This window comes from Herbaspirillum sp. B65, assembly GCF_000333555.1.
In the GTDB taxonomy this organism is placed as follows: domain Bacteria; phylum Pseudomonadota; class Gammaproteobacteria; order Burkholderiales; family Burkholderiaceae_D; genus Herbaspirillum; species Herbaspirillum rubrisubalbicans.
Window position 1 is genome coordinate 1 of the sequence record NZ_BADI01000463.1, and the last position, 9572, is coordinate 9572.

The 9572-nt window shown below is 57.3% G+C and carries 17 protein-coding genes; 2 read left to right on the plus strand and 15 right to left on the minus strand.

Features of this window, described 5'->3' with window-relative positions; genetic code table 11:
* The 11 genes from I5W_RS11095 to I5W_RS32025 form a co-directional block, all read right to left on the minus strand.
* Positions 1–1369, minus strand: a 1369-nt coding sequence (locus I5W_RS11095; protein ID WP_050010654.1) for a recombinase family protein, incomplete at its 3' end; no start/stop codon positions are given.
* A gap of 162 nt (positions 1370–1531) precedes the next feature.
* Positions 1532–2293: a PRTRC system ThiF family protein gene (locus I5W_RS11100; RefSeq protein WP_044529259.1), complete on the minus strand. Its 762-nt coding sequence runs from the start codon at positions 2291–2293 to the stop codon at positions 1532–1534.
* Between the two features lies 1 nt (position 2294).
* On the minus strand, positions 2295–3047 hold the full coding sequence (locus tag I5W_RS11105) for a PRTRC system protein A (RefSeq protein WP_044529260.1): 753 nt from the start codon (positions 3045–3047) through the stop codon (positions 2295–2297).
* Complete coding sequence (locus tag I5W_RS11110) at positions 3044–3802, minus strand: PRTRC system protein B (protein WP_044529261.1); 759 nt, start codon at positions 3800–3802, stop codon at positions 3044–3046. Before I5W_RS11110 ends, I5W_RS11105 begins: the two co-directional genes overlap by 4 nt.
* Entirely contained in the window at positions 3799–4827 is a 1029-nt protein-coding gene (locus I5W_RS11115; RefSeq protein ID WP_083893515.1) for a PRTRC system protein F, read from the minus strand. The genes I5W_RS11110 and I5W_RS11115 overlap by 4 nt, the downstream gene beginning before the upstream one ends.
* Positions 4824–5213, minus strand: a complete 390-nt coding sequence (locus I5W_RS29720; protein WP_083893516.1) for a PRTRC system protein C — start codon at positions 5211–5213, stop codon at positions 4824–4826. The genes I5W_RS11115 and I5W_RS29720 overlap by 4 nt, the downstream gene beginning before the upstream one ends.
* 11 nt (positions 5214–5224) lie before the next feature.
* Positions 5225–5923: a PRTRC system protein E gene (locus I5W_RS11125; protein ID WP_044529263.1), complete on the minus strand. Its 699-nt coding sequence runs from the start codon at positions 5921–5923 to the stop codon at positions 5225–5227.
* Positions 5924–5953: 30 nt separating this feature from the next.
* Complete coding sequence (locus I5W_RS11130) at positions 5954–6448, minus strand: hypothetical protein (protein ID WP_044529264.1); 495 nt, start codon at positions 6446–6448, stop codon at positions 5954–5956.
* On the minus strand, positions 6441–6566 hold the full coding sequence (locus I5W_RS33845) for a hypothetical protein (RefSeq protein ID WP_256380772.1): 126 nt from the start codon (positions 6564–6566) through the stop codon (positions 6441–6443). Before I5W_RS33845 ends, I5W_RS11130 begins: the two co-directional genes overlap by 8 nt.
* A gap of 88 nt (positions 6567–6654) precedes the next feature.
* Complete coding sequence (locus I5W_RS11135; RefSeq protein WP_044529265.1) at positions 6655–6906, minus strand: hypothetical protein; 252 nt, start codon at positions 6904–6906, stop codon at positions 6655–6657.
* On the minus strand, positions 6903–7046 hold the full coding sequence (locus I5W_RS32025; RefSeq protein ID WP_159106118.1) for a hypothetical protein: 144 nt from the start codon (positions 7044–7046) through the stop codon (positions 6903–6905). Before I5W_RS32025 ends, I5W_RS11135 begins: the two co-directional genes overlap by 4 nt.
* A gap of 34 nt (positions 7047–7080) precedes the next feature.
* Between I5W_RS32025 and I5W_RS11140 the strand changes: the two genes are divergently transcribed.
* Positions 7081–7350 carry a hypothetical protein gene (locus tag I5W_RS11140; protein ID WP_044529266.1) on the plus strand — a complete coding sequence of 90 codons (270 nt, stop codon included), beginning with the start codon at positions 7081–7083 and terminating at the stop codon, positions 7348–7350.
* Positions 7351–7360: 10 nt separating this feature from the next.
* Here I5W_RS11140 and I5W_RS11145 read toward each other — a convergent pair whose 3' ends face one another.
* The 3 genes from I5W_RS11145 to I5W_RS29060 form a co-directional block, all read right to left on the minus strand.
* Positions 7361–7627 (minus strand): hypothetical protein, encoded by a 267-nt coding sequence (locus I5W_RS11145; protein WP_044529267.1) that lies wholly within the window; start codon positions 7625–7627, stop codon positions 7361–7363.
* Positions 7624–7947 carry a hypothetical protein gene (locus tag I5W_RS11150; protein WP_044529268.1) on the minus strand — a complete coding sequence of 108 codons (324 nt, stop codon included), beginning with the start codon at positions 7945–7947 and terminating at the stop codon, positions 7624–7626. Before I5W_RS11150 ends, I5W_RS11145 begins: the two co-directional genes overlap by 4 nt.
* 138 nt (positions 7948–8085) lie before the next feature.
* Positions 8086–8847: a LexA family transcriptional regulator gene (locus I5W_RS29060; protein WP_050010655.1), complete on the minus strand. Its 762-nt coding sequence runs from the start codon at positions 8845–8847 to the stop codon at positions 8086–8088.
* A 65-nt stretch (positions 8848–8912) separates the two neighbouring features.
* Between I5W_RS29060 and I5W_RS34215 the strand changes: the two genes are divergently transcribed.
* Positions 8913–9203 (plus strand): helix-turn-helix domain-containing protein, encoded by a 291-nt coding sequence (locus tag I5W_RS34215; protein WP_374702132.1) that lies wholly within the window; start codon positions 8913–8915, stop codon positions 9201–9203.
* On the opposite strand, the gene I5W_RS29065 is transcribed toward I5W_RS34215, so the two are convergent.
* Entirely contained in the window at positions 9088–9375 is a 288-nt protein-coding gene (locus I5W_RS29065) for a hypothetical protein (RefSeq protein ID WP_148289087.1), read from the minus strand. The two genes, I5W_RS34215 and I5W_RS29065, sit on opposite strands and share 116 nt — an antisense overlap.
* Positions 9376–9572: the final 197 nt, after the last annotated feature.

Sequence of the window (9572 nt, forward strand, 5' to 3'; positions counted from 1 at the left end):
GAGCTGGTCCGTTGGGCGTGCGTGCTGCCTCGCTTGCTGCTTTCAGGGCAAGTCTGCGCTGCAGCGCGCTACGGTCATTCTCCAAAGCCTTCAACTTGGCGGCCAGCGCTTCCGATGCACCAACCATCGTGATGGCGTCAATCACCCGCCCGATCTCGGCGGTTAACTGAGTGATGCGTTTGGTGGCTTGGGCTACATCCTCGGTCGAGCCCGTATTTTCTATAAGCAACTCTTCAAAAGCCTTTTCGAACTCGGCGGCAGCCACTGGCGACAGCAGCTCTGCGCGGATGATCGAAATCAGACGCTTCTCGACCAGGTCTCTAGGGATCGAGAAGCCTTTGCACACAGCCGGGCCCCTGTCCTTCGCGGCCGCGCAGCCGTAGCGGTCCGCATTGATCGCCACCACGGCGCCGCCGCAGTGCGGGCAAAGCATCATTCCCCCAAAGAGAGTCGTCGCGGGCCGGACCTGGCGCTTGCGCCCATGCTCGTCCCGCCCGGCGTCGATGCGTTCGCGCACGCGGCGCCAGAGTTCGTCATCAATGATGCGCAGCCCTGGCAGGCTGGCCGTCTGCCATTCCTCCCTCGGTCGCTCTGTTCGTTGGCGCCGGCCGGTATCCGGGTCTTTGATCCATTGAGATCTGTTCCAGACGTACTGTCCCACATACATCGAGTTATTCAAGATGCCCGAGCCCTTCACTGGGCTGCCGTAGATTGCGGACACGGCCCATGTGCTGTCGCGCGGCGACGGTACGCCTTGGTTATTCAGTTCATGGGCGATCCGCTGGACGCTGTTTCCGGCCGCATATTGCTCGAAAATCCAAACTACCCAGCGTGCCTGGTTTTCATTGACTCGGTACGTGCTGCCGCCATCCGCCTTTACGATGTCATATCCATAGGACTTTCCGCCAGCGATATATCCCCGCTCCACCTGGCCAGCTTGGCCTCGATGCGTTTTGCTGCGCAGGTCGTCCAGGTACAGGTCGTTAATCAGACCTCGCACGCCGCGCATTATTTTGCGGCCGCTGTGGCGCGAGTCGTATCCATCCGAAACGCCGATGATGCGGATACCACGGTGCTCCAGCCGCCGGACGATTTGCTCTTGCTCGACCTGGTCACGTGCAAGCCGGTCGAGACCTTCCACTAGCAGCAGATCGAAGCGGCCGGCGATGGCATCGGCCAGCATCGCGTTACCTGCAGGCCGGCTTCCAACGGCGGTCGAGCCGGAGATAGCCGCATCGCAGCGCTCAAATTCGACTGTAGCTCCCTCACGGTTTGCACGCGCCCGGCAGACCCGTAGTTGATCATCGAGTGAGGTCTCGCTCTGTTTGTCGCTGCTATACCGAGCGTAGATCGTTGCCTTCATTACCATCGTTTGTTGTTGACGTCGCTGTATTGGGTGGGTTGCCGGCCAGCCAGCTTTTCACGGCCTGGGATGCAAGCAAGCGGATCAAGGGCCGCATGTTTGATGTGTTCTGAAGAATATCAGTAGCCACGAAAGGGGAGTTCGGGCGTCGTCCTTCTCCGCTTTTTCTCATGGGGATATCTCCTGGAACTCCTTCACCGCTATGGGTGCCATGCGGCCGCTCTTCAGGTTCACGAATGCCCCGTGCCAGTTGAGCTGGCCATGACGGAACATTTCCCAAAGAAGCTGGAGTGCCGGCGTGACAATGGATTGATTGATGAACAGCTCTTGCTTTTCAAGTGCCTCGGCCAGGCCGCAGCTTGGGGTGTCGTCTTCAGGAATTGCGACGTTCACCAGCTCGGGAAGCAAGTCATAGGGATAGGGCAAGCGCACGTGTCCTGCTGGATGGCGCTCACCAGCGGTGATATGTGTTCTCGGCTGGCCAAGGATGACCTGGCCATCGGCTGCCCGGTTGCCGAGGTCTATCACATAGTGAGGCTCCCGACTCCAACTATTAATCTGCTGATCGATCTCGTGCCGCGCCGCTATGCTATCGACGCACACGATCACCATGGCGGCATTCCCTTGCCCAGAATAGCGCGCTGGGTATGCCTTCCAGTTCAATCCGAAAAACGCATTAATGCGATGCGTCAGCACGATGGCTTTGGATTGGCCAACGTCGGCGCGCATGAAGAGCTGGCGTGCCAGGTTGGCTTCACTCACCGTATCAGGGTCCCAGCTGCGGACCATCAAGCCAGGGTGCCCGAGCGCCTGCAGTGCATGGTCCAGCCTGGCCAGGCCCGTGAGCATCTGCGAGCCGTTTCCGCCGCAGCCGATAAGATCAATCTCTACTACCTGCTCCAGCAGATGGGGATGGGTGTAATGCGGCATCTTACCCTCCGAACAGTTTGTCCGCTGGTACTGTGATGGGCGCGTAAAGCCCCAACATGCACAGGCGGAAGGAAACGGTAGGGCTGTCTGTATCCAGATTGCCAATGACCCCGGCAAATTTAACACTGCCGGCATCATCCAGATTGTCCTGATCGCTGAAGAAGGCCGGGAGTGCGCCGTGGCTATGGATATCGATGGCCAGTGACTGGTGGGCCGGGAGGATGTCCGTGCGATAGCGAATCGAGCCTGGAGTGGCGTCCTCGATCTGCAACTGAACAGGCACCAATTGGCCGGCCTCGCTATCCCATGCAATGTGGCAGATATCTTCGTTGGGCAGATTGCTGATGGCTTGCCTGGAGAAGGCACGCATGAGATCAATGGCGCAACTGAGTCGGCCGAAGGCTAATTGGTTACGAGGGGAAATCTCGCCAAACGGCATGGCCACGGTGCGCTGCTCGCTCAGGCGGACGATAGAGTGGAGCCAAGGGCGACGCACCTCCAGATAGAGACCATCGCGCGCAAGCAGAAAGCGGTGCTTGTTTTCCTCAATAGGCAAGAACAGGCCGTGTTGTGGAACAACCGCCACAGGTGCAGCCCGGAAGCTGGCCTGATCGAGCGGCGCAGCCGGGTCGTCGCCGGCTGCGGCGATGGGGTAGAGCGAGTGCAGGAAGTCCGTCGCTTCTCGCAGTGTTGCGATCTCCTTGATGGCAGTGGTGATGGTGTTCTGCAGTTTGTCGAAAGCAATAGCGTTCATTTGGTCAGTTCCTTAATTTTTTGCGCAAGAGTGGATTTGCATGGCACTAGCCATTTGGTCCACTCCCATGCAGCGTTAGGGTTATCCAGCAGGTGCTTCCACATCGGGATGGCGCCACCCTGGCAACGGACTAAGTTGGAATCGTTTGGATGGGTGAACCGACTGCCATAGAATGCGCGCTCGTAGTCCTTCATTGCCTCTGCGTCCATTGACTTGGGCATGGCCACATTCCCGGTGCAGACTTCGCCGTTCTCCCAGACGTTGAAGTAGGGGGCTTTGTAAAGCGAGGTTCCCGGCAGTGGGCGTTCCACACTAGCTGTCGAAAACACATGCAGGCGGCCCGAGCTCACCAGAAAGATCACGCCTGGCTGCATGATGGAGGCGCTCGCCTCGCCGATAACACCGTCTTGAGTCTTGAACCAAAGGTGACGCGACTGGGGAGGGCACCACCAAGCAATCAATTGGGGTGCCATGTACAGTAAGTTTTCCGGGATGAAGCCAGCAAACGCGGCGACCGCGGAGATCTTCTCTCCAAGCTGTGCGAGAACCTTTTTGCTGGGAGCACTTCCTGGCCCGAGCAGGGGAACATCTGGTGCATCCTCTGCATAGATCACCTGGTGATTGCTGGCGTATAACGAGCGGCCATCACTGGATGAGTAAAGTAGGAGAGCTCCGATCAAATCCATTTCTTTTGATGCTTCGGCCTCAACAATGCCGAAGTTGGTCGATCGACTCCGTAGTTGAACTCTGCTCATGCGCGCGCTCCTATCAGGAGAATCAGTTCTTCGACTCGACGCGCAAGTCCGAGCATTTCTTCCATGGCCCCCAACCGTTTTTTTACAGAGCGGACATCAAGCTGTAGTTCGCTGACAGTCACCATTTCGGTGGACTCGCCTTGCATAAACAGGCTAAAGGCATCGTCGATGATTCGAGTAGTAGCGTCGTCGTCGCTCCACGCCAATGCCATCGTTGCGCTGATGGGATCAACGCAGGCATCAATGCGACACGCGGTGATATCCGCACGCTGGACGAATTCCTGGCGCTGGCCCCACGCAACTACTTCGTCGCACGAAGCAATGACGTCTCGGGTCAGTGAAGTTTCAGCGGTCCGTAGGGCCTGTTTGCGAGTGCAGACACGCTGTGGAGTCACCAGCCACTCAGGGACGTTCCGAAAGAAGTCGGCCTTTCTAAATACCTCGTTTTCCGAGAAGAACTGCTCGACGGTCGATGCCCCACTATCTGCCATCGCGTCCGTGTTCTCTACATAAGCGATTTCGTCTTCCTCGCCTCCCCAGTAGTAATACTGGGCCAGGCCGAAGACAGTGTTGGGGCTGAGCGTATACGGCAGGTAGGTCAAAGCGTCGTAGAGGAGGGCCAAAACTGTTTGGCCAAGACCTTGGCGCTCCTCCTCCAGGTGGCTGATCGCGCGCTCTATCGTAAGCAGGGGGAATCGATCTTCTATGTCCAGGCAGAAAGCGGCGTCGGCGATGCTGCCGTAATGTCCAATGTTCCGAGTTGTCTGAATGGATGGCTGCAGCCGGAAGAGACTAAGGCCGTGCGCATGTTCATTCCACCAGCGGGAGAGGGCCAGCTTGCAGAGTTCGGTCTCATCTCGTGCAGTCTGAAGGTCTGCCTCATCGATCAGCTCAGTCTGTAGTAAGCAGATAGCGAGATCGCGCGCAATTGGTCGCTCACTCGCTCCAGCCGGCCAGATGGCGGTCGGAATAGACGAACTGAGCTGTGGCAAAACCCAGGGAGTGGTTCGAGCGTCCAGTTTCATGGAAGCACCGACATGTCGTAGCTGTTGGGTGCGAATGTATCGCCGCGCAGCGGGGCGCGAAGCACCTCCTGCAGCGCTAGCGCGATAGGGGTGTTCGGCCGAGCAGAGTTGCGCGTGGAATTAGGTGCAGTCCCGATCAGCGTTCCCTTTTCCTCCAGGATACGCAAGGCTTCACGCTTGTCGAGTCCCTTTGTGCCGACTGCGCGCCGGAAGGTGTAGATCTGGCGGTTGCCCGCCATTTCCGGCCCTTCGATGTCTGCATTGAGCAGCTCGGGATAGTGGTTCGCGTAGAACTCGCGCACCTGGGTGAGCGAAAAGGAGGAGCTGGGATCTGCCAGCTTAACGCTGCCGTACTTGAATTCACGGATCAGTTCTTCGGATTGCATGATGATGGCTTTCAGAATTCGATGTCGGAGAAAGCCCCGCTGGACTGCGCAGCGGGAGTTGGGGTAGAAGCGGCTTTGCCAGCCTCGCTGTCGGACACTGGAGGTGGTTGATTGCTTGCCGGCGTGGTCTGCCAGTCCTTGTCGAGTGCAGTTGCCGGAATGGTCTCGCTAGTGCCCGTTTGGTTGCCGCTCTCGATGGCTTTGGGTATTTCGTCGGCCTTATCGGGAGATGGCGCGGCTTGGGGCGACGCGTTCGGCGCGATGGCTGGCGTCTGCGATCCAGGATCTTCATGCTTCGGCGTGCCTTCAGCGTTCGGTGCGGCATCAGCCGACTTGGCTGCAGGAGACGGCTCGGTATTTTTGTTCTGCTGTTTGCCACCCTTGAGGCTGCCTTTCCCTTGCTTACCTTCCTTGCTGCCAGCTTTTCCACCGGACGTCATCGCTGCTCTGTCTTCAGCGTCCTCTTGCTCGGCGGCTGCGGCGACTTGATCTAGCAGGGAGCGGCGGGGAGTGCTCCACATCTGCATGGCCTGGACGAAGTCGCGGTCCAGTTCGTCTGCGCTGGCCAAGAGCGACAGCGGTCTCAGTGCTGGTGCGGTATCCGGGGCTTTGCTAACCGGGGTAATGTTGACACGCATGAGGTCGCCCTCTGGTGCGATGGAAATGAGGAGCGTCGACTTACTGGCAAGCTCCTGCAGTGCTTTGAACATAGCTGTCCTTTCGATGGGAATGCGCCAGGGTCAGGCGGCGCGGTAGGTGTAACGGTGGCGCGTGCCGCGACGGTAGATGCGGTGCTCGTTCGCCATTTTTTCGAGCACAGGGGAAATCGTCGAAACCTGCATACGGAGGGCATATGCGACGGATGTGGTATCCATTTCGCCGCCGGCGCCGAGAAGGGCGGCGATGCGCCCCTGTAGCACCACATCTCCGAAAAGTGGTGCTTCCACTGCTGGAGCCTGCTGGGCAATACTGGCGCGTAGGTTTGCTTGACGGCGCTGGTACATACGGCAATCTTCCTCGCTGGGGAAGCTGATCTGGTGACCGATCACTGCGCCTTCATGGAGGATGTAATAATCGGTGTACAGTGCGCCGCGCAGCGGGAGACGCCGGATCACGAATTCGCCGATGGAGAAAGGACGAAAGTCACGCGGCGCGGTCGGGTCGTAGCGCTCGATGTCGCTGTAAACGCTCAGGCTGGATGCTGATGTTGGAAGATCGAAAAAGTAGTCAGTCATGGTCATTGGCTTGGGCCAGTTTTCTATCGTTGGCGCGCAGGTGCTTCATGCGCGCGTCTTCGCGGCAGTTTTTGCGCGCGACTAGTCTGATCAGGGCCGCAAAGTGCGGCGTCTGCATGGCTTGCTCAAATGATTGGGATAGGCGGCACTCTCGGTGCGCGCGGCGGAGTTGATCGTCCGGTTGGTCGAACTCGCCTGGCATGGTGCTAATCCTTTGCGCAGGCGCGCCGCCTCGCTTCGGCGTGCATTTCATCATCAGGCCAAGCGGCGGCGCAGAGGGCGTCGAGCTGCTCCTGAATCGGGGGCTTAAGCAGAATCGGCACAGCCTCCTCGGCGAGGTCCGTCGATTCGCTTTCTGGCCCAGCAATCGCATAGGCGCCGAGTAATGCCGCCGTTGCGAGCGCGCCGATCAAGAGCTGTCGCGCGGCGGCCAAAATGATCTGCAGATACTTCATCATGCTGGCCTCGCTTCGATTTTCTTATAGGGCCAGAAGTCCAGAATGTGCTGCTCGATAGCGCCAGCGGTGCTATCGGCGATGGTATGTATTCTGATAGTGTCGCCAGCCCAAGGCGTGACGATCAAAAGAAAGGCTTTCATGGGAGAATCACCTGTTCAATGAGAGGGGCGAAAAATGGATGAAAAGTTCGTGCAGCAGTGTTTTGCCGAGATGTCTATTGCTATCGGGGACGTTGTCGGCGCACTGGCTGTTGCGCTGTCGCGGCAGATTGATCTGGACGACTTGCGCTTCGATTTGGAGAAATCAATAAAGGCGATTTCGACTCCAGGAGCTCCACAATTGAGTGGAAAAATCGCTGAACGCGCGCTTCAGGCACTGGAGGCCGAGGCAGTGTTACGGCGAGCTCAAGGAACGCTGCCGCCTTTTGATGCGCCGGAGTTTTGATCGCTGCCATTCAGTTGGGCTCCTGCGCAGATGCCTCGGCCTTGATCACCCGGGCAAGGTCGATGTGGCGACCTTGGAAATGCCACAGCGCGGGGCTAGTGTTCGCGAGGAAGCGGCGAATGATTTCGCGACCGATCTTTTCGACGGTTTCGCAGGCTTCCTTGTCGCCGAAGGGCTTGCTTTGGGCTTGGGAGGCGTGCCACAGAGCGGCCACAAACTCATCTGTGTAACCGCTGAGGCCTTGTGCATCGAATTCGAGAGTGATCGAGGCTTTCATGCTTGGCCCCGTGCAGTCAGCTTTGCTTTGATTTCGGCATAGGAGATCGCCCCCTTTACGCGGAAATTCGTGAGAGCGATGGCATTGCTGGGGATGCGCTGGCCAGGACGCCAGTCATCAATGATTCGGTCCTTCTTGAGATAGGCTAGCAATTCCTTGGCTCGGCGGGTCTTTCCGCACCCTTGTGGGCCATAGATAACAATAGCGCCCGCAGGTGCGTTGGCCTTCGCATCAAAGCGCTGCTCCTCCAAGATGTGGTGAGCTTCGTTACCGCCTCGGTGAGCGAGGAAATTGAATTTGCCTTCAGAAATATTTGCCATTTTTCTCTCACGAATGGATGTCGGTGAGAGAAACTATACGCGAATGGATAGATAAATCAATACGCAAATGAATAATTTCTGGCGAGAGGGAAGCTGCCCCTATGTCGGGGCAGGGCAAATCAGGTGTGTGAAATCAAATCAGCGTTTGAGGAAATTGCGCTGTGCCTGAACGACTTCCCCGATCAGGAGACAGGTCTCTAAGGTGCACTCTTCGCGGTGGTAGCGCTTCTGGTCGGGGTTGTCGGAAACAAGAAACCATCGACCAAAGTCCCTAACTAAGCGCTTTACAACAGCCTCGCCGCCAAAGTTTGCAGCAAATATCTTGTTGTCTTTAGGGGCTACAGAGTCTGTATTGATTATTACGGTGTCGCCGTCTGAAAGGGTATCTTCCATGCTATCGCCTTGAACCCTCACGGCGATCAATTTCTCCATAACCAAACCATTCGCGTCCACCCATCGCTGAGTTACAGCGACTGGCATACCAAACTCAGTCTCGTCTAGTTCGGCCTGAAATCCTGTGATGCCTGCTGAAACCTTCAGCTTGACCAGCGGAATCTCGACAATGGTTGGCTTGGGCGCTGCAGCATCCTTGATGATGGACGCTGGGTCGCGGAGTTCCACTTTTTGGGCGCGCCCCATTTCGCCAATGCCTTCATTGAGCCAGTTGAAGCTGACATTGCAAGCGGCGGCCAATTTGCGGATCGTGCTTACTTCGGGCTGGCCCTTCCCCACGTTTTTCAGAATTCTATTAATCGTAGGTTGGGGTACGCCTGATGCCCGCGACAAGGCGCTCTGCGACTCAAATCCAGCCGCAGTCATTGCATCGTCCAAACGGGAGGCAATATTACTCATTGGGGCAATATACGTGCGCGTATAGCAAAGCAGCAAATCTCTATTCATTCGGGTATTGATGATCTATCCATTCACGTATAGAATGGGGTATGGACAAAGACATTGGCACTCTGATGCAAGAAATCCGCTCTGCCACCGGCTGGAGCGAACCTCTTTTGGCTCGCGAGATTGGCGTTTCTCAGCCGACTGTGCACCGGATCTTGAAAGGGCAGGCTGACTGTAAGGCCAGCACATTGCGCGCTATTGAGGCGCTTCATGCGCGAACAGTGTTCACCGAGCCCCATCACGCTATGCGCGTGCAGGGGCCAGGGCCTGGAGCGCCAGCCGCGTCAGGATCTGACGTTCAGAGTCAATGCTTGGCCGACCAGTCGGGATTTGCAGTTTCTGTAGCGTCATCACCATGACCGGTGCCAGGTCCTTGTCGTGGCTTACAAAGGTGCCAACTAAGGCGGCTATCACCTCTCCAGACGCCACCCGGCGTGTGTTCGTCACATCAGCAAAGTGCCGCGACCGTTTCAGTAATTTCTCAAACAGCTTCTGCGCTTCATCGTGCTGGGCTTCTTCCTTCGATTGCATTTTGTTCCCCCGCGTCATTAGTACGGCCCGCAGGTTAACAGCGGGCCTGACCCGTGGCGACGGTAAAAAAAGGAGATGTTTACCGTGACCCATCGTCATCTTGAAATGAATCAGCACGATGCGCTCTATCGAATCGCCCGCGCCTATCCGGGGGGGATTGAAGCCTTAGCTGCCCGTATGGGCAAATCGCCGAACAC

Excerpts from the sequence above, each read along its gene's own strand:
- I5W_RS11130 (WP_044529264.1), bottom strand. The coding sequence starts at position 6,448 with ATGACTGACTACTTTTTCGATCTTCCAACATCAGCATCCAGCCTGAGC.
- I5W_RS11115 (WP_083893515.1), bottom strand. The coding sequence starts at position 4,827 with ATGAAACTGGACGCTCGAACCACTCCCTGGGTTTTGCCACAGCTCAGT.
- I5W_RS11140 (WP_044529266.1), top strand. The coding sequence starts at position 7,081 with ATGGATGAAAAGTTCGTGCAGCAGTGTTTTGCCGAGATGTCTATTGCT.
- I5W_RS29060 (WP_050010655.1), bottom strand. The coding sequence starts at position 8,847 with ATGAATAGAGATTTGCTGCTTTGCTATACGCGCACGTATATTGCCCCA.
- I5W_RS33845 (WP_256380772.1), bottom strand. The coding sequence starts at position 6,566 with ATGCAGACGCCGCACTTTGCGGCCCTGATCAGACTAGTCGCGCGCAAA.
- I5W_RS32025 (WP_159106118.1), bottom strand. The coding sequence starts at position 7,046 with ATGAAAGCCTTTCTTTTGATCGTCACGCCTTGGGCTGGCGACACTATC.
- I5W_RS11105 (WP_044529260.1), bottom strand. The coding sequence starts at position 3,047 with ATGAACGCTATTGCTTTCGACAAACTGCAGAACACCATCACCACTGCC.
- I5W_RS29065 (WP_148289087.1), bottom strand. The coding sequence starts at position 9,375 with ATGCAATCGAAGGAAGAAGCCCAGCACGATGAAGCGCAGAAGCTGTTT.
- I5W_RS11135 (WP_044529265.1), bottom strand. The coding sequence starts at position 6,906 with ATGATGAAGTATCTGCAGATCATTTTGGCCGCCGCGCGACAGCTCTTG.
- I5W_RS11110 (WP_044529261.1), bottom strand. The coding sequence starts at position 3,802 with ATGAGCAGAGTTCAACTACGGAGTCGATCGACCAACTTCGGCATTGTT.
- I5W_RS29720 (WP_083893516.1), bottom strand. The coding sequence starts at position 5,213 with ATGCAATCCGAAGAACTGATCCGTGAATTCAAGTACGGCAGCGTTAAG.
- I5W_RS11145 (WP_044529267.1), bottom strand. The coding sequence starts at position 7,627 with ATGAAAGCCTCGATCACTCTCGAATTCGATGCACAAGGCCTCAGCGGT.
- I5W_RS11125 (WP_044529263.1), bottom strand. The coding sequence starts at position 5,923 with ATGTTCAAAGCACTGCAGGAGCTTGCCAGTAAGTCGACGCTCCTCATT.
- I5W_RS11100 (WP_044529259.1), bottom strand. The coding sequence starts at position 2,293 with ATGCCGCATTACACCCATCCCCATCTGCTGGAGCAGGTAGTAGAGATT.
- I5W_RS34215 (WP_374702132.1), top strand. The coding sequence starts at position 8,913 with ATGCAAGAAATCCGCTCTGCCACCGGCTGGAGCGAACCTCTTTTGGCT.
- I5W_RS11150 (WP_044529268.1), bottom strand. The coding sequence starts at position 7,947 with ATGGCAAATATTTCTGAAGGCAAATTCAATTTCCTCGCTCACCGAGGC.